This is a genomic window from Chlorobaculum thiosulfatiphilum, assembly GCF_006265165.1.
Classification (GTDB): domain Bacteria; phylum Bacteroidota; class Chlorobiia; order Chlorobiales; family Chlorobiaceae; genus Chlorobaculum; species Chlorobaculum thiosulfatiphilum.
Genome location: NZ_VDCH01000001.1, coordinates 129,241 through 149,897, shown reverse-complemented (window position 1 = coordinate 149,897; position 20,657 = coordinate 129,241). Strand labels below are relative to the sequence as shown.

Below are 20,657 nucleotides of genomic sequence, written 5' to 3'. Positions count from 1 at the left end.
ACCCCCGTACCATGCAGGCACTCTTGTTGATTCCCGGTGATGGCGGGCAGTTTCACTTTGGCGAAAGCGGGCTGGATGACAGCAGTGATCTGTTGCACTCCGATACCCTGTTTTCGGCGTTGGCGAACATCTATGAATACGCCCTCGGCGGCGCGGAGCGATTGATCGAACTGGTTGGGTCAGAGAGGCTTTCGTTTTCTTCGGGCTTTTACGCCCTACTGAAAAAGAACTCTGATAAACCCCCGCTGTTGTTTGTGCCTAAGCCTGTCGTGACCTGGAGCGTCACTGATGATCGTAAGCGTTACAAGAACCTGAAGTACTTCTCTCTCGGCGTACTCGCAGAGTTTTTCAAACACTTCGATGCGCATAAGCTCACCTCTGACCTTGACCTTGCGAGTCTGCCCACGATTGGCAACGAGTTCGTTTACGTCAAGGGTGAGCTTGATGGCGCACCGGGCGATTTCGTCAATCGCTCCTTTCGCCGTTTTACTACCAGCCCGAAAGTGAAGGTGCACACAACGCCTGATGACCTTGACCGGCTCTACTACGAGACTACGGTACAGTTCCACTCCTGTTCCGTTGCCGGGGCACGCTACGAGGGGGCGTACTGCGTACTGTTCGATGCCGACCGCCTGAGTACCGAAGAACGGCAGGAGTTTCTCGCGGCTGTGCGACTCCTGGCTGACGAGGGCGTTGGCGGGCAGCGTTCTTCCGGCAAGGGGCAGTTCAGGGCGGTGCGTGAAGTGCAGATCGATATTCCAAGTACGGAAAATGCGGCCGCATATCTCGGCCTTTCGGCGCTTTCGCCTGCCGATTGCGATGAATTCAGGGCGCTGGAACGCTATGAACTCTTCGTTCGAGGAGGCGGTTCGCTTGGCTGGCGAGGCGAGGGCGAAAAACACCGCAAGCAGGCGCGATTTGTCCGGGAGGGAGCTATCATGCGTCGGCATGTCAGCGGAAGAATCGTCGATCTGTCGCCTGACACCGAGCCAAATTCGATAAAGCGCAACGGCAGAAACTTTGCTATTCCAATCTGAACGGGCAACATGAAGCAAACCCTGAAGTCTCACAAGGTGCGCCTGGCAGTGCTCTCGCCGCTCTTTATCGGCGCGGGAGACGAGCACACGCTTTCGCCGTACAGCGATTACGTGAAGCGCGGTGACTGGCTCACGTACATCGATACTGGCAAGCTTCAGGAAGCGATGCAGGGCGACGCGGCGCTCATCGATGCCTTCGTGAAAGGGATGCGGCAATTCGACAACAACCAGGCGCCTTTTGAGCTTGAAGATTTCATTACCGAAACCCTGGGCAGGCGGGTCGAAGATTTCGCCGTTCGTCTCGTGCGTATCGAAGGCGATTGCAAAAAGGCCCAAATCCGCCGCTTCGTCGCTACCGCCGGCAAGCCCTTCATCCCCGGCAGCTCCCTGAAAGGCGCGATCAGAACGGCGGTGCTAGTCGATTGGCTGCTGAACAGAAAAGATGGTGAGCCAGCACTTGACAAAATCAGGGTTGCGGTCAAAAAAGGTAATCAAGAGGCCCTGGAAGCAATGAACCCTGAACAAGCCTGTTTTGGCTCGATTAGTCATGACGTATTCCGTCACCTGAGGATCAGCGATTCCGTGCCGATCGACGTCTCCCATCTGATGGTCGGTGAAATGAAGCGGGTCGCCTTGCCATCGAAAAAGAAAAAACAGCAACAATCGGACATTCCGCAGTGGAGTGAAATGATTGATTGGTCAGTCGAGACCGTCTGTTCTATCTCCATGATCACGCCGCTTGAGCCGACAGGCTTCGATTTTCTCGATCACCAGTCAGTTTCCAAACTCTTTTCGATTGTCAACCGGATATCGCTTGAATCATGTCAGCGTGAACTCGATGAACTCGAAGGTTTCGGAAAATTCCGGGATTTTACCGGATTCTATGAAAATCTCGAACAACAACTCCTCTCGATCAAACCTGACGAAGCGATTCTTCGCCTGGGTGGCGGCAAGACTTGGCACGACAATTCGATTGGCCTGTCTATTGATAACGAGGAGTTTGGACCGGAGATATTGTTCAAACAATACCTTCAGTTACTGATGAACATCGAAAACCTTCCCTTCCCCTCTACCAGATCGGCTATCGTCAAAAACAACGAACCAATTGCTCCCACCGGCTGGGTCAAGCTCACACTGTCCAAGAACAAATGAGTATGTTTACTCCTCATTTTAAATTCATAAAGCGTGATGCTGGTTGCTATCTAATTGTACAAATATTCCGATTTGAGGATATACAAAGATTTGTCTTCGGAGGCAGAAGGTTTGACCTGACTTTAAAGCAAAAAATAATGAGTGTCCATTGTCTGGTGAGTTTTGAAAACCGATGATTACATAATCTCCCCCCATGCGCATAAACCTCACGCTCTCCCATAGAAAACCGTCAATCACCCTGCCGGTAAACTGTTTTCATCTGCTCTCCTCCCTTATCTACAATATCGTCGATCAAAGTTCCAGTGAATATGCCGAGCGGTTGCATGAGCAGGGTTATGTCTTGCGAAACCGGGCCTTCAAGCTTTTTACGTTCTCTCCGCTCTCTGTGGTCGGGAAAGGCCGCAAATGGCATTATCGGGATGATGGTACCATGAGTACTCGTGAACGTCTGTTGCAGTTGACTATCTCCTCACCGAAAAGTGAATTCATAGAACATCTTGTGATCGGGCTGTTGCATCAACCGATAGTGCGTGTTGGGCATGAGCAGTTTCGTGTTGAAACGGTGAGGCGGCTCGATCCCCCTCAATTCACGGCTGACATGCGTTTTGTTACGCTATCGCCGCTTGTGTGCAGCACGAAAAACGATAACGATCGATATACGCAGTTTCTTTTTCCAGGCGACGAGGAGTTCGAGCAAAAACTTATTGCGAATCTTGCTCGAAAGTATGAAGCGTTACATGGCAAGCCATATCCCGCGACTGAAACCTGTTGTCGCTTCACGCTCGACAGCGAATACCTCGAACGACGGCAGGGGAGAGTGCAGAAGCTTATCGCCGTCAAAGAGGGGACGCCCGATGAAACAATGGTGAAAGGCACACTCGCCCCTTTCCGAATCGAAGCGCCGCCTGCGTTGATGGAAATCGGCTACGATTGCGGCTTTGGCGAAAGGAACTCGCAGGGGTTCGGCATGGTGAAGCTCGACACCTATCACGCAGGTGGCTTGTGAACGCTGAAACGCCGCGCTCTCCATTGCTCTCCTCCCCATGAGCCTTGCAATCAGCCCGTCATTTCCCGCGCCGCGCTTGCAAGGTAGCCGGTTGGCGTGTACATTTTTACAGAGACGTTACGGACAATCTGTAAACCCGCATTACTTTTTTTGCCCATGCCCCTCAAGTTTATCAAAGAGATGAAGCAGAGCTTCATGCTGCACCCCGTGGCGGCTCACTTCAGCAACGGAGTGATTCCTGTGGCCGTCCTCTATCTGCTGCTTTTTCTGCCAACCGGCGATCCGTTTTACGAGCGCACGGTGATTCATCTGCTCGTTATCGTATTGCTCGCCGTGCCGGTCTCCTTTTATTCCGGCATTCGCGACTGGAAACGCAAGTACAAGGGCGCGAAGGCTCCGGTGTTCCAGAAGAAGATCAGGCTTTCGATCCTGCTTTCGGTGCTGTGCGTAATCGCGGTTTCGATCCGCGTCGCCGTGCCCGGCGTGATGCAGGAGGGCGGTTTTCTCGCCTGGATTTATGCAGCCGCGCTGTTCGCGATGCTGCCCACGGTCGTTTTGCTCGGCCATCACGGTGGCAAGCTTGCCGCCGGACAGCGTTCCGAGAGGTTCCGCTGATGGAGGTCGAATTGCTGCCGCTCTCTCTGGACGACATGGAGGAGATGGCCGGAATCTTTAATCACTATGTCGAGCACAGTTTCGCGACCTACACCGAAACGCCGGTCAGCATGGCGCGTTTCGAGGGGCTGATGAATTTTACGCCCGGTTATCCCGCCTTCGTCGCGCGTGATTCCGGTGGCTCGCTGGCGGGCTTCGGACTCTTGCGGCCTTACAGCCCGATTCCGGCGTTCGATCGCGCCGCCGAGCTGACCTGCTTTCTCGCAAAAGGATACACGGGCCGGGGGATCGGCAGCATGATCCTGCAAGCGCTTGAGTCCGGCGCAGTGGAGCTGGGCATCAAGTCCATCGTGGCGACGGTTTCGTCGCTCAACGAGGGGAGCCTCCGTTTCCACCGCGCCCGAGGCTTTGTCGAACAGGGGCGGCTCGTCGGCATCGGATCGAGGAATGGGCGACGTTTCGATGTCGTCTATCTCCAGAAAATGCTGTGAGTATTCGTTAAAAGGAACACAAACGTATCGCGATGATCGATCTTCAGACGCTTCTTCTCTTTTTTCCGGCGGCTTTGCTGCTTGCGCTTTCGCCGGGGCCGGACAACCTGTTCGTGCTCGCGCAGTCCGCGCAGCATGGCCGTTCCGCCGGTCTCGCCGTGACCCTCGGTCTCTGTACCGGCCTTATCGGTCACACGCTCGCCGTGGCGTTCGGGCTTGCCGCCATCGTCAAAGCGTCGGCAGTCGCGTTTACGGCGCTGAAGATCGCCGGCGCGCTCTATCTGCTCTGGCTCGCCTGGCAGGCATGGCGGGCCGGAGCTGCGGTCGGCGAGTCGCAGACGCCATCTCTCGGCGGTATCGAGCTTTACCGGCGAGGCATCGTGATGAATCTCACCAATCCGAAGGTCTCGATCTTTTTTCTCGCCTTTCTTCCGCAGTTCGCCGATCCTCGCCACGGCTCGATGAGTACGCAGTTCCTCGAACTTGGCGCGCTCTTCATTCTGGCTACGCTGATTGTGTTCGGCGGATTGAGCATGGTTGCCGGAGGACTTGGCGAGCGCTTCCGCCGTTCACCCGCCGCGCTCCGGCTCGTCAACCGGGCCGCCGCCGCAGTGTTCGTGGGGCTTGCCGTCAGACTGGCTGTCGCCGAGCGCTGAACTTTTGCGGTAGGCTACGTTTACTCATCTTTCACAAGAGTTTGCGCGATGTCGTCGGCAAGCAGCACGCTACCTGTCGTGACTTGACGGCGGTGCATTTTCTTTTTGTTAATTAGTACGGAATAGTGTACAATCTATAGTATTTAATTAGAGACAAAAATCAAGTCACCGGGCTGTAGTTTGAATGAACGGAATCGATCTTGTCAGCGATATCAGACCACTTTCGGAGTTCAGGGCCAATACGGCGGCGCTTGTTGCGCAGGTCAGGAAAACTGGCCGTCCTCTTGTTCTTACCCAGCACGGGAAGAGCGCCGTAGTATTGCTCGACGTACGCCATTACCAGTCGATGCTGTCGGCATTCGAGCAGACGCAGGGATTTCAGTCCAGCGCTGAAGCTTCGGTCATGAGTGGCGGGAAGGAGTCATGAATTTCGCGTGAGGTATTTTCAATACTTCATTTATGCATTTTGAAGTCGTTTTTTCTCGTGAATTGTCGTATGCTCTTTGTATAATGAGCACTTAGTACCGTATGTATAATGCCAGCCATCAAAGGCTGGAGTGACTGCCAACAGAAGAAACGTTCAGCCATGTCAGCACATATCCTCGATACCTCTGACCCGCGCAAACGGCGGGACGCAGGCGGTGAAATGGGCAGGCCGTATAACCGTTTTCCCTCCACACTGCGAGCGCTTTTTGCACTTCTCGCTTTTTTCGTTTACACGCTAACGCCGCTCACTGCTTCGGCCAGACGAGCACCGGCTCCGGAAGGCGAGGATGCCGTCTCGGCCTTTATCGTCAAGGAGACAGGTCGCCCTGAACTCCTCAGATCGAAAGAGATCGACAAACTCCTCTCTCCCGCCAGCCTGACCAAGATCATGACCTGCATGATCGCCATCGAGAGTGGCCGCATGGATGACGTGGTGTCGATTCCTCTCGAAGCGACGCAGGTCGAGCCGACCAGGGCCGGTTTCCTGCCGGGCGAGCAGATCAGATTGCGCGACCTGGTCAAGGCGGCCATGGTCAATTCGAGCAACGACGCTGCTTTTGCCATCGCCATCCATCTTGGCGGCAGCGTCGAAGCATTTGTTTCGTCGATGAACGTGCGCGCCCGCGCCCTCGGCATGGGGCATACCGTGTTTACCAATCCTGCCGGCTATGACCGCGGATTCTATGCCGGGAACCGAACGACAGCAAGAGACCTGATGATGCTCACGGAACGCGCCATCAGGTATCCCGAATTCAATGCCATCGCAAAGCTTGACAGGGTGGTGTTCAGTGAGCTTGCAACAGGAAAGCGCTACAGCCTCAGAACCCACAACAAGCTCATGGATCGTTATCCATATACCGTGGGTATCAAGACCGGCTATACCTCGATGGCTGGCCCGTGCCTGATCGCAAGGGCGCTGAAGGATGGCAAGGATATGCTCATCGTCATGCTCAATGCCCGGACGGATCGCTGGTCGCTGGCATCCACGATGTTCGATCGGGGGTTCGGGGCTGAAACGGGCAGAACGGTTCAGGTGGCAGGAATTGGCGCGGATGCTCCGCTCAGGATTGCGACGTCAACTCCGGCGTTGCCAGCATCGATGGTGCTCGCCGAGCGAACCAGGGCTTTGGAGGCGCTGAGGCGAAAGGTTGAAAGCCACCGTGGCCAATCCGCCGTAGCAGAGATTCACGGGATGAGCATGAATGGCCAGTCAGAGGCGAAATCTTCTATCAAGATCAAAAATCTGGAACAGCCGAAATCTGCCGTGGCTGCGAAATCACGCGTCAAGGCAAGCCGCACCAGCAAGGTTGCTCTCAAGGCCGCCAAAAAAGAATCCGCCCGCAAGCGACAGCTTGCCAAAGCGCAGCAGCGCAAAATCAAGAGCAAGGTCGCTTTAAAATCCGCAAAAAAGAGCGGCTCTGCCAAAGTGGCGCACAAGTCACGAAACAAGGAGCGTCAAGCGATCAGGACAGCGAGGAAGGGAGCTGCAAAGCGTTCGACTGCCGATGCAAAATCGGGAAAAAAACGCAGCAGGAAAGAAGAACTCTCTCTGTCGAAGAAGTCTGAACGCTCTCCAAATGGGTGAAGGGCGAGGCTGTTGAGAAGCGTTTATACCCATATTTTTGAAGTGTCTGCCTCGTCGATCGACGGCTATGGGCATGTCAACAATATCGAATATCTCCGCTGGATGCAGGAGGTTGCCACCGCGCATACCGCCTCTGAAGGGTGGACGCTCGACCGTTACCGGCAAAGCTGCGCCATCTGGGTCGTGCGCCGTCATACCATCGATTATCTCAGCCCGGCATATGCCGGTGAACGCCTCGACCTGCACACCTGGATCGAATGGGTGAAAGATTGCCAGTCGGTTCGCCGCTATCTGCTGACGAGAGCAGGAGAGCACCGCGCTCTCGTCAGAGCCGAAACGCTCTGGGTGTGCGTCGATCCTGAGTCGGGCCGTCCGAAAAGGGTGCTGGAAGATTTTATTCAGGCCTTCGACCTGGTTTCCGGTGGCGATGCCGAAGCGCTCCGCATCGTTGGTAAAACGCCCCGGTCAGCCAACTGATCCCTTTTCCTGCCGGAATTTTTTCAACCTCCAATCGCATCGTTTCATGGTCAAGCATATTGTGATGTGGCGTCTCAAGGAAGAGGCGCACGGTAACACTGCCGAAGTCAATGCACGTCTCATCAAGGAGAAGCTCGAAGCGCTTTCGGGCAGGATTCCCGGAGTGCTTTCAATAGAAGTCGGAGTCGATTTCAGCCGTACCGACAGCTCTGCGGAGGTGGTGCTCTATTCGGAATTCGCCGATAAAGCGGCTCTCGAAGCCTACCAGCGCCACCCCGAACACGAAGCTCTGAAGCCCTTTATCGGAGGAGCGACAAGCGAACGGCGGCTGGTGGATTATGAATGCTGAATTATGAATGATGAGTTATGAATTGAAGAAGGAAGCCGGGGGAATCTGCCAGGCAGGGGCGGGGAAGAGTCGTCTTTATTTCATCAACCTATAGGCCCTATAAGACTTATAAGCCGAATTTCCGAAAAAGCGCACGGCATTTCGGGCATTAACAAAAAAAGAGGCCTTTGAAAAGACCTCTTTTTTTATCTGGAAAACAGGGAGTGTGAATCAGCCCTGAACGATGCACTCTGCCGGGCAGACTGCGGCGCATGCCGGAGCATCAGCAAATCCTACGCACTCGGTGCAGCCAGCTGCATCGATAACGTAGATCTCGCTGCCTGCGGAGATAGCGTTGGTCGGGCATTCGGGTTCGCAAGCACCGCAGTAGGTGCATTCTTCAGTGATATACAGTGCCATATTGACGACGTGCTTTGATAGTTATGAGAAAAAAAGAACAATTTTGATAAATCTATCCAATATATGATTTTTTCAGGCCTGAAAACAAAAATGTGATGATTATTTGAAAGAAAGAGGCGGGGAAAAAGACATTACAGATCAAGCCCACCGTTCAGAAAAGTTTTTTTACAGGGCGGTGGGCTTGATGACGGGCAACTACACCTTGAAAATGCAGTCAACAGGACAGACAGCCACGCAAGCAGCTTCGTCATGGTAGCCGACGCAATCCACGCATACATTCTCGTCGATAACGTAAATGGAGTCACCCGCGGAGATTGCGTTAACCGGACATTCAGGCTCGCAGGCTCCGCAGTAGGTGCATTCATCGGTAATACGGTGTGCCATGGTATCTCAGATTTAAGTGGATGAAAAGCGCTTTCCGTAACGAGTCAGGGCGGGCCGTCTCATCGGGGCGTTATCGCAATGAAGAGATCGATCCTCGTTGTGGCTTGGCTCTACCTGTTAAAAAACCTGAGCGTGAAGATCAAAGTTCCTCTTCTTTCGACGCCCCGCGCCGGTGTCCCTCTTCGTGGTGTTCGTAGGCGTTGATGATATCCTTGACGAGCTGGTGGCGAACCACGTCGGACTTGTCGAGAAAGACGAAGCTGATGCCTTTGATCCCCTTGAGGATTTTTTGAGCGTTCATCAGCCCCGACTCCATCTCCTTCGGCAGGTCAACCTGCGTCACGTCGCCCGTGATGATCGCCTTGGAGTTGACGCCGAGCCGGGTGAGGCACATCATCATCTGCTTGCTCGAAGCGTTCTGGGCTTCGTCCAAAATGATGAACGAGTTGTTCAGCGTCCGTCCGCGCATGTAGGCCAGTGGCACGATTTCGATGACGCGGCGCTCGGTGAGGAACTTGAGCTTTTCGGCGGTGAGCATGTCCTGAAGCGCGTCGTAGAGCGGCCGCAGGTACGGGTCGATTTTCTGGGCGAGGTCGCCGGGCAGGAAGCCGAGGCTCTCGCCAGCTTCGACCGCCGGACGGGCGAGCACGATGCGCTTGATTTTTTTCGCCTTCCACGCTGCCACCGCGATGGCGACCGCCGTGTAGGTCTTGCCCGTGCCAGCCGGGCCGATAGCGAAGAGGATGTCGTTGCTGGCGGCTTCGGCCACCATCCGGCGCTGGCCGTCGGTTTTGGCCTTGACGACGTAATCCTTCGTTTCGACGATCACGTCCTTGTCACCCGCAAGTGCCGCCGAGGGGCGGGAGACCGGCGAGAGCGCCAGGCTGACAAGCGCGTTGACGTCGTTTTCCAGCACTTCGCCGTGCTGGTCGGCCAGGAAAATCAGCTCCCTGAAAATCTTTTCGATGGCGGTCACGTCGGGTTCATCGCCGCCGATCGTGATTTTCGCGCCGCGCGCATTGATGCGAATGTCGGGGAAGGCTTCACGAACTTTTTTCAGATAGCTGTCGTAAGGCCCGAAAATGATGACGGGTTCGATCCCTTCGAATTCGATCGTTTTTTCAGTCAAAGGTTTTCCTGGTTTGATATTACTGTCCAAGCGCTGATGTATCCAGATGCGGGGCCGATTTACTGAGGTAATTTTGCACGTAGTCTTTCACTCCCTCTTCGAGCGGCGTCATCCGTCCGGTGTAGCCCGCCTGCCTGAGATGGCCGGAGTCCGCACAGGTATAGTACTGGTATTTGTCCCGAATCGTTTCAGGCATATCGATAAACTCTATACTTACAGGCCGCTTCATCGCTACGAAAGTCGCCGTCACCAGATCCCTGAAACTCCGCGCCTCGGCGGTGCCGATGTTGAAGAGGCCCGTCGCCGACGGCGTTTCGAGCAGCCACTGCATGATCTTCGTGCAGTCCTTCACATAGACGAAATCGCGCATTTGCTCGCCGTCGGCGTAGCTTGGATTGTGCGATCTGAACAGACGCACCGCGCCGGTGTCGCCGATCTGGTGAAACGCCTTGAAGACGACGCTGGTCATGTCCTCCTTGTGGTATTCGTTCGGGCCGTAAACGTTGAAGAACTTGAGGCCCGCCGCTTTTTCGAGGATGCCGTTGCCGAGCGCCCAGCAGTCGAACAGGTGCTTCGAGTAGCCGTACATGTTCAGCGGCCTGAGCCGGTCGAGCGCTTCGATGCCGTCGCTGTACCCTTCCGCGCCGTCGCCGAAGGTGGCCGCGCTGGAAGCGTAGATGAAACGCGCATCTTTTCTGGCGCACCACATGGCGAGCATCTTCGAGTATTCGTAGTTGTTGCGCAGAAGGAGGTTGGCGTCCTGTTCGGTGGTGGAGCTGATGGCTCCCATGTGAATCACGGCATCGATCTGCGGAAGCCGGTCATGTTCGAGCAGGGCGGGCAGGTCGTCTTTGTGGATGAAGTCGGCGTAGCGGAGGCCCCGGAGATTGAGCCATTTTCCCTCGGACGCCTTGCCGAGGTCATCGACGATCAGCACCTGTTCGGCGCCGTTGCGGTTGAGCTCCCAGAGCATGGCGCTGCCGATGAACCCCGCGCCGCCGGTAATGATGATCATGCAAAAAAGTCAAATGGTTGACAGACCAAAAAATATACCTCCGCCTCGCGGGAAAAGCAAAAGGCCAGCCCTTCTCTGGACTGGCCCTTTGCCGAGGAGTATGTGGAGTAATGTCAGGCGGAAGCTCTCATGAGATTGTCGTGCGCGAAAAACTTGCGGCCCCAGAAGAGCCAGAGCCTCACCGTATCGACAGGCTTTCCGATAATGTCGGAAATCTGCGCGTGCCTCATTCCGGTCAGCTCGGACAGTAGAACAGAGAGCTTGATGTCTGCGGCCCACTGCCTGAGCGATTCGATCAGGCCGCCATTGTTTTCAGTCGTTTCGTGGATGTCGAGATCAGCACTCTGTCCGTAAGCATCCAGGTAACATTCTCGAAAAGTTTTCAGCACTTCGGTTTCAGGCGCTTTCAGATCGGCGTTAAGGCAGGTGGTGCTCACCAGTTCGTTCGATGCTTTCTCATTGCCTGTCATCCAGTAGGCAAGGCTGTATATGTCATCGATCAGGTCCATCGGTGTTTTCTTGATCTCTATCATGGTAGCTCCTTGTTTGTTTGGATAAAGAGGATAATTTTTGTCCTGTTTTAATGTAGTGAAAAAAAATTCCCTGGCCAGTTTTTTTTTACGAAAAATGCAAAAAATCGTTTCTTGGATGGTGCCGCGCTCAATGTTTATAATCGCACACAACTTTTCGACGTCGAAAACCGGAAAATCAATCACTATGAAAAGAGATCTCAGAGCCATGCTCAATCCCGCCCTGGAGCATATCGAGACCTACAAGGTCGAGGGCGGCCAGGAGGCCGAGGTCAAGCTGAACCAGAACGAGAACCCGTTCGACCTGCCCGGATGGCTCAAGGAGAAAATTCTCGACCAGTTCCGCCAGGAGCCCTGGAACCGTTACCCGGACATTCTGCCGTATCGCGGCATGGCTGCGTATGCGTCGTTTCTCGGCGTACAGCCGGAGTCGGTGATCATGAGCAATGGCTCGAACGAGATGCTCTACACCATCTTCATGGCGTGCCTCGGCGCTGGCCGCAAGGTGCTCATTCCCGAACCCTCGTTCTCGCTTTACGACAAGCTCGCGCGTCTCCAGCAGGCCGAGGTGGTGGATGCGCCGATGCGTGATGATCTCTCGTTCGACGTCGAGGCGATCATCGAGGTCGCCGGGCGCGAGCAGGTCGATTTCATCGTGCTTTCGACGCCGAACAACCCGACCAGCAAGTCGCTCTCGCACAGCGAAATCGAGCGCATCGTCGAGGCCGCCGACGCCATCGTGCTGGTCGATGAAGCCTACGTCGAGTTTTCGCGAGAGCAATCGGCGCTCGACCTGATCGACCGCTACCCGAACCTCGTCGTCCTGCGCACCATGTCCAAGGCGCTGGCGCTTGCCGGTATGCGCATCGGCTTCGCGATCGCCAATCCCGCGCTGCTGGCTGAAATCTCCAAGCCGAAAATTCCCTTCGCCTCCAGCCGCCTGGCTGAAATCACCCTGCTCGAAGTGCTGGAAAATTACTCGCTCGTGACCGACGCCGTGAAGTACATTCTCGGCGAGCGCGAGCGCATCGAGGCGGAACTGGCCGGAATTCCCGGCATCCATGCCTTTGAGAGCGACACCAACTTCATCATCATTCGCGTTGCCAACGCCTCCGGGGTGTTTAAAAAGCTGAAAGAGGCCGGTGTGCTGGTGCGCAACGTGTCGGGCTATCCGCTCATGGAGAACTGTCTGCGCTTCAACGTCGGCCTTCGCGAGGAGAACGACCGTTTGCTTGAGTTGCTGAAAAGTCTCTGAGATGGCGAGTTTCAGGCAGTTGGCGGGCACGGAGATGGGGCGGCTGACGCCCGAGTCTTGCGCGGCTTCGGCTCGCCATCCGGTGACGCTCGTGCTGTATAACATCCGGAGCATGTGGAATGTCGGCGCGATGTTCCGGACAGCCGACGCGGCGGGCATCGACGAAATCGTCATTACCGGCTACACCGCCACGCCGCCCCGCAAGGAGATCGACAAGACCGCGCTCGGCGCGCAGGAGGTGGTGCCGTGGCGCTACTTCGACGATCCGGTCGAGGCCATCGCGGCGCTGAAAAGCGAAGGCAAAAAGGTTTTCGGACTCGAAATCGCCGAGAACAGCCGAAGCTATACTTCACTGACGGAGGACGATTTTCCGCTCGCGCTGATCGTGGGCAACGAGGTCGAGGGAATCGGCGACGCGCTTCTCGGCCATTGCGACGGCGTAATCGAGATTCCGCAATATGGCGTGAAGCATTCGCTGAACGTGGCCGTGGCGGCGGGGGTGGCGCTTTTCGAGTGCGTCAGGGCGTTCCGGCAGAACGGGTGAACTTTTACGACCGCACCCCGGGTATGTTCTCTCTAATTGTTGTATATTCAGGGCGGTTTCTTGTTCCTTCGATCATTTTGCCGGTTGTGCCCTCATCACTGTTCCTTATCTGTAATCTTGCCATGCTACACTACAAAACACATGTGATTGCCGAAGATGCTCCCTGGGTAGTGTTCGTGCATGGCGCCGGAGGAAGTTCTTCCATATGGTTCCTGCAGATCAAGGAGTTCGTCAAACACTTCAATGTGCTTCTGGTCGATCTCCGTGGGCATGGCCGCTCGAAGCACATAACGACCTCGAAAGAGGAGCGCCATTACAACTTTGAAGTCATTACCCGCGACGTCATCGAGGTGCTCGACGTTCTGCAAATCCAGCGGGCGCACTTCATCGGCATCTCGCTCGGTACCATTCTCATCCGCAATCTCAGCGAACTGGCCCCGGAGCGGGTGCAGTCGATGATCATGGGTGGGGCGATCATCCGCCTCAACGTGCGGGCAAAGGTGCTGGTGGCGGTTGGCAATTTCTTCAAGCGCATGGTGCCCTACATGTGGCTCTACACCTTTTTCGCCTGGATCATCATGCCGAAGGCCCGCCACCGCAAGTCCCGCGTCATGTTCGTGAACGAAGCCAAGAAGGTGGCGCAGAAGGAGTTCATGCGCTGGTTCACGCTCACCTACGAACTCAATCCGCTGCTCAAGTATTTCGAGGAGAAGGATACTGGTATTCCGACGCTCTACCTCATGGGCGAAGAAGATTACATGTTCCTGCCGGCGGTCGAGTATATCGTCAACCATCACAGCAACTCCTATCTTCAGGTCATCGGCAATTCGGGCCACGTCTGCAACATCGACCAGCCCCAGGAGTTCAACGCCCGCGCGATCAGGTTTCTGTGCAACATCAGCCCCCAGGCGCTGCCCGAAAGCGTTGACGCCATGCCGCAGCTCGCCACCGTTTAACAGACCGTTCCGTTAAATCTCGTCATCGCATGTTCGACGCCCAGCGAGGCGAAGTCGAGCACCGCATCGGCGCACTCCGGAATCACCTTGTCGATACATTTCCGCTCCTCCGCGCTGAATTTCGACAGCACGAACGACGAGAGCGACGCAGGCATGTTTTCCCCGCCAACCCCGACGCGCAGCCGCGCGAACTCCTCGCTGCCGAGGCACTGGATGATGTGCTTCAGCCCGTTCTGTCCGCCCGCCGAACCTTTCGCCCGCATCCGGATCGTACCCAGCGGAATGTTGACATCGTCGCAAATCACGAGCAAATCCTCCCTCTCGATCTTCCAGAAATTCATCGCCGCCACCACGGCGTGGCCCGACAGATTCATGTAGGTCATCGGCTTGACGAGAATCAGCGGCCCGCCCGGCGCGGTGATTTTTGCGTAGCGGTAATTACCCTTGCCCGACGAAAACAACGAGCTTCCCGCAAGGTGGTCGATGACATCGAAGCCGATATTGTGCCTCGTTGCCGCGTGCCGAAGTTCCGGATTGCCAAGGCCTACGATAAGTTTCATGCGCGTATCGGAAGTGTTCAGTTTCTGTAATGGTGCCGGAAAATAAGAATTATGAATTATGAATGTTGAATTATGAATTGGGAATGCCTCAAAACGCCATCCGTTTCGTCCACAACGTCCACCGCGTCCACGCCATCCCCGCTTTGCGCTACCGCAAAAACCCGCTATCTTTCCTGAACAAACGTTCATTCCACCTTTTACGGTATGCCCCAGGACAAAAAGGATTTTTTCATCAGCTACACCAGCGCCGACCGGCAGTGGGCGGAGTGGATCGCCTGGCATCTCGAAGATGCGGGATATTCCACCGTCATTCAGGCGTGGGATTTCCGCGCGGGCGGGAATTTCATTCTTGAAATGCACCATGCGGTAATTGACACCGGCAGAACGATTGCGGTGCTGTCGGAACGTTATCAGCAGGCGCTCTATACGCAACCCGAGTGGGCGGCGGCACTGGTTCATGATCCAACTGGCAAGAAAAGGCTTGTTGTTCCGGTCAGGATTGAAGACGTAAAGCCAGAAGGGTTATTTGCTCCTTTGATTTACATCGATCTTGCAGGGTTGGCGGAAGAGCCAGCGAAGGAAAAACTGCTCGCCGATATTCGAGCAACGATGAGCGACGAGCCGGTTCGCCCAAAAACCGCGCCGAATTTTCCGGGACATACCGGAACTACGCCATCCGCTATTTCACAGCCGCCCCGCTTTCCCGGAATGCTTCCGGCGGTCTGGAATGTGCCGTTGCAGCGTAATCCGAACTTTACCGGCAGGGAGGCGATACTGACCTGGCTTCACGAGCAGTTCGGCGCGTCAGCAAAACAGATTATTCACGGGATGGGTGGCGTCGGGAAGTCGCAGATTGCCAATGAATATTGCTATCGAAATGCCGGTGATTACGATGTGGTCTGGTGGCTGCGAGCTGAAGAGGAGCCGAGCCTGATTGCTGATTTTACGGCTCTGGCTACGGCGCTGAATTTGCCGGAAAAGGATGCGGAAGAGCAGGAGGTGGTGATCCGTGCAGTGCGGCAGTGGCTGGATCGTCACGATGGCTGGTTGCTGATTTTCGACAACGCCCGAAATGTGGAGAGCCTCCGCGGCTACCTGCCGCAAGGCGCGAGCGGTCATGCGCTGATTACGTCACGCAATCCCGATTGGCGGCACGTCGGAAAACCGCATGAAATCGTCAAATGGCTGAGGCCAGATTCGGTTGCCTTTTTACAGAAACGAACTGGGAAAGATGATCCTGCGGCGGCGGACGGAATAGCGAACGAGCTGGGCGACCTGCCGCTCGCCCTCGAACAGGCTGGCGCGTATATCTGCGCAAAGCAGAAAAGTCTTGCCGAGTACCTCGCCGATTTTCAGCAATTCCGAACCGAACTTTGGAAGCGGGAGAAAAAGCCTTCGGATTATCCCGATACCGTCGCGACGACGTGGCTCATGGCGTTCAAAGCTATTGAGGATGTTCCGTTGGCGAAGGAGTTGTTGCTCTTTTGCAGCGTCGTTGCGCCGGATAATATTCCGAAAAGCCTTGTGAAAAGTGCGCTGGAATATACCGCCGGACAAGATGGCGAGCCAGCCGCCATCAGCAATTTCACACTCGACGATGCCCGTGGAGCGCTGTGCTCCTATTCACTGCTCACCGCCGATACAGACAGCTTTTCCATCCACCGTCTCGTGCAGACGGTAGCGCAAGACCGGACGGGTGAGGATGAGATTGCGCGCTATCGAGCGATTATGCTCAAGGTTCTGAACAAGCAGTTTCCTCGAGAAGGCTACAATAATCCTGCTTTCTGGCCGGAATGTGAACAATTGTTGGCTCATGCGGAAAAGATTGCTGAGGAGGGCAAGCCTATGGTGGAAACGGCGACTCTGCTCAACAGCATGGGTTCGTATTATCATGGTCGAACTTTCTATGCAAAAGCCGAGCCGCTTTACCGGCGGTCGCTGCAGATCAGGGAAGATTTTCTTGGTAGTGGTAATCCCGATGTTGCTACAAATCTCAATAATCTGGCATCATTGCTTAAAGATCAAGGCAAGTACGGTGAAGCCGAGCCACTTCACCGTCGAGCGCTGAAGATCAGGGAAGAGCAGCTTGGCGGCGGGCATCCCGATGTTGCTCAGAGCCTCAACAATCTGGCATCATTGCTTCAAGATCAAGGCAAGTACGGTGAGGCAGAACCGCTCTATCGGCGGTCGCTGAAGATCAGGGAAGGGCATTTTGGCAATGAACATCCCGATGTTGCGGGCGGCCTCAACAATCTGGCAGGGTTGCTTCGAGCTCAGGGCATGTATGCCGAAGCTGAGCCGCTTTATCGGCGATCGCTGACGATATGGGAAGATCAGCTTGGCAGCGAGCATCCCGTTGTTGCGATCAGCCTCAACAATTTTGCGCTATTGCTTTATGCGCAGGGCAAATACACTGAAGCCGAACCGCTTTACCGGCGTTCGATGAAGATATGGGAAGAGCAACTTGGCGGTGAACATCCCAATGTTGCAGCCAGCCTGAACAATCTGGGGGGATTGCTTAAAGAACAGGGCAAGTATGCCGAAGCAGAGGCGCTTTTCGAGCGTGCTGTGCAGATTTGTGAGAATGTCTTAGGGGAATCGCATCCCAACACAATTACAGCAAAGGAAAATCTGGCGGTATTGTGGAAGGATATGAGCAAGGGGTGATTGTTCGGGTGGGGGTTCTGTAGGGGCGGGTTTAATGCCCGCCTGGCTGGGTGTGGCGTGGCATTTCTTGGACGGCGTGGACAATGTGGAAAATGCTGTCGAAGAGTAAAAACAGAAAAGGGAGCGGTGAGGCTCCCTTTTTTTGTCCACCAGGTCCACAAAGTCCACGCCGTCCGTGTTCTTACAAATCCGCTTGCGGCATGGCCTGCACTTCGGCGGCGGTGAAGACCGGGCCTTCTTTGCAGATGTACACAGAGCCGACGTTGCAGCGGCCGCATTTGCCGACACCGCATTTCATGCGGTTTTCGAGCGTCGTATAGACGTTCTCCGCCGTGAAGCCGAGCTTCTGGAGTGCCGCGAGGGTGAACTTGATCATGATCGGCGGGCCGCAGAGCACGGCGATGGTGTTCTCCGGCGACGGGGCGGCCTGTTCGAGCACGGTCGGCACGAAGCCGACGTGATCCTGCCAGTCCGGCGTTTCGCCTCCCGGATCGACCGTCAGCACGAGCCGCACGTCGTCGCGCTTTTTCCATTCGTCCAGTTCGTTTTTGTACACCAGATCGGCCACGGTTCTTGCGCCGTAAACGATGGTCACGTCGCGGTACTTCTCCCGCTGGTCGAGGCACGACCAGATGACGCTGCGCGTCGGGGGAAGCGCGATGCCGCCTGCGATGAAGAGGAGGTTCTTGCCCTCGAACTCTTCGATGGGGAAGCGGTTGCCGTAGGGGCCGCGAAAGGTCACGATGTCCCCCGCATCCACATTGGCGAGCGTCGAAGTCACGCGCCCCGACTGGCGGAAGGTGCATTCGATGTACTCCTTGCGGGTCTCCGGGCTGGCGACGCAGAAGGTGCTTTCGCCCTCGCCGAAGATGCCGTACAGGCCGAACATGCCGGTCTTGTAGTTCTGCTTGAAAAACTCGTGATCCTCCTCGCGGACGAATTCGAGCTTGAGCGTATTGACGCCGGGGGCCTCGGCGCGTTTCGACACAACCCGCATCGGGAACGGGCTGTAGATCATGTCGTGGGTATGGTATCGGTCTTGTGTCACCTCGGTAAATTTGTAATCGCTTGCAGAGTTTCGGTAATACCCATGTCCACCGGGCACTGGCGGGTGCAGCGGCCGCAGCCGGTGCAACTGTTGACGCCGAACTTGCCCTGGTAGTAGTTGAATTTGTGCATGATGCGCTGACGCCAGCGGGTCGATTGCGTGTTCCTCGGATTGTGGCCGGAGGTGTGCATCGTGAAGTTCGCGAAGGAGCAACTGTCCCAGTTCTTGCGACGGATGCCCTGATAGGTGTCGCCCTCGTCCTGGATGTCGAAGCAGTGGCAGGTGGGGCAGAGGAAGGTGCAGCTTCCGCAGCCGACGCAGCGCAGGGCGATATCCTTCCAGAACTGGCTCTCAAAGCTCGCCGGATCGGCCAACCACTCCATCACCTTTTCGACATCGAACTTCTCGGCCACCTGCGGCAAAGGGAACGTGTGGCCATTCCCTTCCAGCAGGAGAGACGATACAATCTCCAACAGAGCCTTGCCGCGTTCGGAAAGAACTTCGATCTGCCATCCGCTGCCCTCCAGCAAAGGACGGAGCAGCACGTCCGCGCCTTTCGCGCTGTCGGGCGAGAGCTTCACCGAGGTGCACATGCAGAAGTCGTCCGCCTGGGCGCAGGCGATGGTGACGATCACCGAGTTGTCGCGGCGACGGAACCAGTAGTCGTCCTTGTAGTCCCAGCCGAAGAGCGGGTCGTCGATGGCCAGCCCCGAAGCGTCGCAGGGGCGCACACCGAAGAAGACGCGCTTTTGCTCAGGCGGCGTCATGGTTTCGCTGTCGATCTGGTGCTTGCCGATCTTGTATTTGATGAGCGGCTCGGTTTGCGGGAAGAACTGATCCTTGATGGTGCGCTCGGTCAGAACGAGGTCGAGGGCCATATCGCTCGACTTCTGCACCTCGCCGAAGCTGCTCATCTCGTGCCGTTTCACTGGCGCGAGCACGCTGAATCCGGCGGAGCGCCAGGCGGCGATACAGTCGTCGAGTTTGTTCCTGAGAAGTATTCTGGTCATGCTTGTCCGGATGCTTAAAGAATGAAGGTCTCGGGGTCGTCCTGCTTGAAGCTCGCGAGCACCGGTTTCTGGTCGCTGTTTTCGCCGGCGACGTAATCGAAGGCGCTGCGCACCTCCTTGCCCATGCGGTAGTTGACGAGCCGGAGCGGAATGTTCACCGGGCAGGCTCGGTCGCAAGCGCCGCAGGAGGCGCAGCGTCCGGCCAGGTGGAAGGCGCGGACGAGGTTCCACTCGAAGTTGCCGAGGGTGTGCGACGAGGTGCTGACCCACTGCGGCTGGTTGACGTCAACGATGCAGCGACGGCAGTAGCACATCGGGCAGACCTGGCGGCAGGCGTAGCACTTGATGCACTTCGAGAACTCCTCTTTCCAGTACTCGAACCGCTCCTCCGCGCTCATCGCCTCGATCTTTTCGGCGGCCTCGATGACGTGGGGCGGCGGCGTCAGGTTCCTGATTTTTTCGCCAATGCTGAAATCCGAAATGTTTCGTCCTTCGAGTGCTGCGACATCCTTGCCGTTCTCGATGGCGTATCCGAGAATCACCACCTGCTCCGGCTTGAGCTGCGCCTCCGAAATGAGAATATTGACGCTGCGGATGCCGTCCGGCTTGAGGAAAACCCCCACCTTCTTGCCGTCCGAAAGCAAGCCCTCGGCGAGCAGGTAGGTCGAGAGGTTCGCGATGCAGGCCGCGTCGAGCACGAACTTTTGGGCCTCTTCCGGCGTACGGGCGAAGAGCGGACGGCGGCGGTCGGCGGTCGAACCCGCGCCGAAGCCGATGACCAGCTTCACCTCGCCCGACGAGAGCAGCGCGGCGGCTTCACTTCTGTATTGTTCCTGTATTCCCATTGATTAGTACGAAGACTGGGTTTCGATGACTTTTTGCAGCTCCTGGTACTGCGTGAACGGACCGAGCTTGCGGGTGTCGTCGGTGATTTCGTTGATAAGCTCGGCGAACTTGGCCCCCTCGGCTGCGCTGATCCACGAGAAGCGGATGCGCTCCTCCGGGATGCCCGTGAAGGAGAGCAGCGCGCGGAATACCGTCCAGCGGCGACGGGCATGGTAGTTGCCCGAAGTGAAGTGGCAGTCGCCCGGATGGCAACCGCTCACGAGCACGGAGTCGGCTCCTTTCTGCAATGCCTTGAGGATGAACATCGGGCTGATGCGTCCCGTGCAGGGGAGTCGCACGATCCTGACGTTCGGCGCGTATTTCAGACGGCTGGTGCCTGCAAGGTCCGCGCCCGCGTAGGTGCAGTAGGTGCAGACAAAAGCCACGATTTTCGGTTCGAATGGTTCGCTCATCGGCTGAT

Annotated in this window: 24 protein-coding genes; 14 read left to right on the top strand and 10 right to left on the bottom strand. The window is 56.1% G+C overall.

The features are described 5' to 3' along the window. The first annotated feature begins 11 nt into the window (after nt 1-11). The 10 genes from csm4 (at nt 12) to FGF66_RS00645 (ending at nt 7,854) form a co-directional block, all read left to right on the top strand. The gene (gene csm4 / locus FGF66_RS00690; protein ID WP_139455782.1) at nt 12-1,037 is read left to right on the top strand and encodes a type III-A CRISPR-associated RAMP protein Csm4; all 1,026 of its coding nucleotides are present in this window, start codon (nt 12-14) and stop codon (nt 1,035-1,037) included. A gap of 9 nt (nt 1,038-1,046) precedes the next feature. After that, nucleotides 1,047-2,189, top strand: coding sequence for a type III-A CRISPR-associated RAMP protein Csm5 (gene csm5 / locus FGF66_RS00685; RefSeq protein WP_139455781.1), 1,143 nt, complete (start codon nt 1,047-1,049; stop codon nt 2,187-2,189). Nucleotides 2,190-2,382: 193 nt separating this feature from the next. After that, the gene (cas6, locus tag FGF66_RS00680) at nt 2,383-3,195 is read left to right on the top strand and encodes a CRISPR-associated endoribonuclease Cas6 (RefSeq protein ID WP_139455780.1); all 813 of its coding nucleotides are present in this window, start codon (nt 2,383-2,385) and stop codon (nt 3,193-3,195) included. Between the two features lie 156 nt (nt 3,196-3,351). After that, a complete protein-coding gene (locus FGF66_RS00675; protein ID WP_139455779.1) occupies nt 3,352-3,810 on the top strand; it encodes a hypothetical protein in 459 nt (152 codons plus the stop codon). After that, entirely contained in the window at nt 3,810-4,301 is a 492-nt protein-coding gene (locus FGF66_RS00670; protein WP_170181124.1) for a GNAT family N-acetyltransferase, read from the top strand. Before FGF66_RS00675 ends, FGF66_RS00670 begins: the two co-directional genes overlap by 1 nt. A 32-nt stretch (nt 4,302-4,333) precedes the next feature. Further along, complete coding sequence (locus FGF66_RS00665) at nt 4,334-4,957, top strand: LysE family translocator (RefSeq protein ID WP_139455778.1); 624 nt, start codon at nt 4,334-4,336, stop codon at nt 4,955-4,957. Nucleotides 4,958-5,141: 184 nt separating this feature from the next. Then, nucleotides 5,142-5,384, top strand: a complete 243-nt coding sequence (locus tag FGF66_RS00660; protein ID WP_139455777.1) for a type II toxin-antitoxin system Phd/YefM family antitoxin — start codon at nt 5,142-5,144, stop codon at nt 5,382-5,384. Nucleotides 5,385-5,543: 159 nt separating this feature from the next. After that, nucleotides 5,544-7,028, top strand: a complete 1,485-nt coding sequence (locus FGF66_RS00655; protein WP_246046435.1) for a D-alanyl-D-alanine carboxypeptidase family protein — start codon at nt 5,544-5,546, stop codon at nt 7,026-7,028. Nucleotides 7,029-7,040: 12 nt separating this feature from the next. Beyond that, nucleotides 7,041-7,505, top strand: a complete 465-nt coding sequence (locus FGF66_RS00650) for an acyl-CoA thioesterase (RefSeq protein ID WP_139455776.1) — start codon at nt 7,041-7,043, stop codon at nt 7,503-7,505. A 46-nt stretch (nt 7,506-7,551) separates the two neighbouring features. Next, nucleotides 7,552-7,854: a Dabb family protein gene (locus FGF66_RS00645; RefSeq protein WP_139455775.1), complete on the top strand. Its 303-nt coding sequence runs from the start codon at nt 7,552-7,554 to the stop codon at nt 7,852-7,854. A 210-nt stretch (nt 7,855-8,064) separates the two neighbouring features. Here FGF66_RS00645 and FGF66_RS00640 read toward each other — a convergent pair whose 3' ends face one another. From FGF66_RS00640 to FGF66_RS00620, 5 genes are all read right to left on the bottom strand, one after another. Beyond that, nucleotides 8,065-8,253 (bottom strand): 4Fe-4S binding protein, encoded by a 189-nt coding sequence (locus tag FGF66_RS00640; protein WP_139455774.1) that lies wholly within the window; start codon nt 8,251-8,253, stop codon nt 8,065-8,067. A gap of 195 nt (nt 8,254-8,448) precedes the next feature. Further along, nucleotides 8,449-8,637 (bottom strand): 4Fe-4S binding protein, encoded by a 189-nt coding sequence (locus FGF66_RS00635; RefSeq protein WP_139455773.1) that lies wholly within the window; start codon nt 8,635-8,637, stop codon nt 8,449-8,451. A gap of 139 nt (nt 8,638-8,776) precedes the next feature. Further along, complete coding sequence (locus FGF66_RS00630; RefSeq protein ID WP_139455772.1) at nt 8,777-9,766, bottom strand: PhoH family protein; 990 nt, start codon at nt 9,764-9,766, stop codon at nt 8,777-8,779. A 19-nt stretch (nt 9,767-9,785) separates the two neighbouring features. After that, nucleotides 9,786-10,781 (bottom strand): ADP-glyceromanno-heptose 6-epimerase, encoded by a 996-nt coding sequence (gene rfaD / locus FGF66_RS00625; RefSeq protein WP_139455771.1) that lies wholly within the window; start codon nt 10,779-10,781, stop codon nt 9,786-9,788. A 113-nt stretch (nt 10,782-10,894) separates the two neighbouring features. After that, nucleotides 10,895-11,497, bottom strand: a complete 603-nt coding sequence (locus tag FGF66_RS00620) for a hypothetical protein (protein WP_342779622.1) — start codon at nt 11,495-11,497, stop codon at nt 10,895-10,897. A 1-nt stretch (nt 11,498) separates the two neighbouring features. On the opposite strand from FGF66_RS00620, the gene hisC reads away from it, so the two are divergent. From hisC to FGF66_RS00605, 3 genes are all read left to right on the top strand, one after another. Beyond that, nucleotides 11,499-12,566 carry a histidinol-phosphate transaminase gene (gene hisC / locus FGF66_RS00615; RefSeq protein WP_170181122.1) on the top strand — a complete coding sequence of 356 codons (1,068 nt, stop codon included), beginning with the start codon at nt 11,499-11,501 and terminating at the stop codon, nt 12,564-12,566. Nucleotide 12,567: 1 nt separating this feature from the next. Beyond that, complete coding sequence (locus FGF66_RS00610; protein WP_170181121.1) at nt 12,568-13,110, top strand: RNA methyltransferase; 543 nt, start codon at nt 12,568-12,570, stop codon at nt 13,108-13,110. A gap of 122 nt (nt 13,111-13,232) precedes the next feature. Continuing rightward, entirely contained in the window at nt 13,233-14,066 is an 834-nt protein-coding gene (locus FGF66_RS00605) for an alpha/beta fold hydrolase (RefSeq protein ID WP_139455770.1), read from the top strand. Here the strand turns inward: FGF66_RS00605 and pth are convergent. After that, nucleotides 14,063-14,626: an aminoacyl-tRNA hydrolase gene (gene pth, locus FGF66_RS00600; protein ID WP_139455769.1), complete on the bottom strand. Its 564-nt coding sequence runs from the start codon at nt 14,624-14,626 to the stop codon at nt 14,063-14,065. The two genes, FGF66_RS00605 and pth, sit on opposite strands and share 4 nt — an antisense overlap. 204 nt (nt 14,627-14,830) lie before the next feature. Here pth and fxsT point away from each other — a divergent pair, with 204 nt between their 5' ends. Continuing rightward, entirely contained in the window at nt 14,831-17,293 is a 2,463-nt protein-coding gene (gene fxsT, locus FGF66_RS00595) for an FxSxx-COOH system tetratricopeptide repeat protein (RefSeq protein ID WP_139455768.1), read from the top strand. Between the two features lie 181 nt (nt 17,294-17,474). On the opposite strand, the gene FGF66_RS00590 is transcribed toward fxsT, so the two are convergent. Genes FGF66_RS00590 through FGF66_RS00575 form a run of 4 tightly spaced genes read right to left on the bottom strand, consistent with a single transcriptional unit; the run spans nt 17,475 to nt 20,649 of the window. Next, nucleotides 17,475-18,311 carry an FAD/NAD(P)-binding protein gene (locus tag FGF66_RS00590; protein WP_139455915.1) on the bottom strand — a complete coding sequence of 279 codons (837 nt, stop codon included), beginning with the start codon at nt 18,309-18,311 and terminating at the stop codon, nt 17,475-17,477. A gap of 26 nt (nt 18,312-18,337) precedes the next feature. Next, nucleotides 18,338-19,351: a 4Fe-4S dicluster domain-containing protein gene (locus FGF66_RS00585; RefSeq protein WP_139455767.1), complete on the bottom strand. Its 1,014-nt coding sequence runs from the start codon at nt 19,349-19,351 to the stop codon at nt 18,338-18,340. Between the two features lie 14 nt (nt 19,352-19,365). After that, nucleotides 19,366-20,196 (bottom strand): 4Fe-4S dicluster domain-containing protein, encoded by an 831-nt coding sequence (locus FGF66_RS00580; RefSeq protein WP_139455766.1) that lies wholly within the window; start codon nt 20,194-20,196, stop codon nt 19,366-19,368. 3 nt (nt 20,197-20,199) lie between these two features. Further along, complete coding sequence (locus tag FGF66_RS00575; RefSeq protein ID WP_139455765.1) at nt 20,200-20,649, bottom strand: hydrogenase iron-sulfur subunit; 450 nt, start codon at nt 20,647-20,649, stop codon at nt 20,200-20,202. Nucleotides 20,650-20,657: the final 8 nt, after the last annotated feature.

Bases quoted from the DNA above. Each gene is read 5' to 3' on its own strand.
- FGF66_RS00640 (WP_139455774.1), bottom strand. From the start codon at position 8,253: ATGGCACTGTATATCACTGAAGAATGCACCTACTGCGGTGCTTGCGAA.
- FGF66_RS00665 (WP_139455778.1), top strand. From the start codon at position 4,334: ATGATCGATCTTCAGACGCTTCTTCTCTTTTTTCCGGCGGCTTTGCTG.
- FGF66_RS00660 (WP_139455777.1), top strand. From the start codon at position 5,142: ATGAACGGAATCGATCTTGTCAGCGATATCAGACCACTTTCGGAGTTC.
- csm5 (WP_139455781.1), top strand. From the start codon at position 1,047: ATGAAGCAAACCCTGAAGTCTCACAAGGTGCGCCTGGCAGTGCTCTCG.
- FGF66_RS00585 (WP_139455767.1), bottom strand. From the start codon at position 19,351: ATGACCAGAATACTTCTCAGGAACAAACTCGACGACTGTATCGCCGCC.
- FGF66_RS00590 (WP_139455915.1), bottom strand. From the start codon at position 18,311: ATGATCTACAGCCCGTTCCCGATGCGGGTTGTGTCGAAACGCGCCGAG.
- fxsT (WP_139455768.1), top strand. From the start codon at position 14,831: ATGCCCCAGGACAAAAAGGATTTTTTCATCAGCTACACCAGCGCCGAC.
- FGF66_RS00655 (WP_246046435.1), top strand. From the start codon at position 5,544: ATGTCAGCACATATCCTCGATACCTCTGACCCGCGCAAACGGCGGGAC.
- hisC (WP_170181122.1), top strand. From the start codon at position 11,499: ATGAAAAGAGATCTCAGAGCCATGCTCAATCCCGCCCTGGAGCATATC.
- FGF66_RS00675 (WP_139455779.1), top strand. From the start codon at position 3,352: ATGCCCCTCAAGTTTATCAAAGAGATGAAGCAGAGCTTCATGCTGCAC.
- rfaD (WP_139455771.1), bottom strand. From the start codon at position 10,781: ATGATCATCATTACCGGCGGCGCGGGGTTCATCGGCAGCGCCATGCTC.
- csm4 (WP_139455782.1), top strand. From the start codon at position 12: ATGCAGGCACTCTTGTTGATTCCCGGTGATGGCGGGCAGTTTCACTTT.
- cas6 (WP_139455780.1), top strand. From the start codon at position 2,383: ATGCGCATAAACCTCACGCTCTCCCATAGAAAACCGTCAATCACCCTG.
- FGF66_RS00605 (WP_139455770.1), top strand. From the start codon at position 13,233: ATGCTACACTACAAAACACATGTGATTGCCGAAGATGCTCCCTGGGTA.
- FGF66_RS00610 (WP_170181121.1), top strand. From the start codon at position 12,568: ATGGCGAGTTTCAGGCAGTTGGCGGGCACGGAGATGGGGCGGCTGACG.
- FGF66_RS00575 (WP_139455765.1), bottom strand. From the start codon at position 20,649: ATGAGCGAACCATTCGAACCGAAAATCGTGGCTTTTGTCTGCACCTAC.
- pth (WP_139455769.1), bottom strand. From the start codon at position 14,626: ATGAAACTTATCGTAGGCCTTGGCAATCCGGAACTTCGGCACGCGGCA.
- FGF66_RS00645 (WP_139455775.1), top strand. From the start codon at position 7,552: ATGGTCAAGCATATTGTGATGTGGCGTCTCAAGGAAGAGGCGCACGGT.
- FGF66_RS00670 (WP_170181124.1), top strand. From the start codon at position 3,810: ATGGAGGTCGAATTGCTGCCGCTCTCTCTGGACGACATGGAGGAGATG.
- FGF66_RS00635 (WP_139455773.1), bottom strand. From the start codon at position 8,637: ATGGCACACCGTATTACCGATGAATGCACCTACTGCGGAGCCTGCGAG.
- FGF66_RS00580 (WP_139455766.1), bottom strand. From the start codon at position 20,196: ATGGGAATACAGGAACAATACAGAAGTGAAGCCGCCGCGCTGCTCTCG.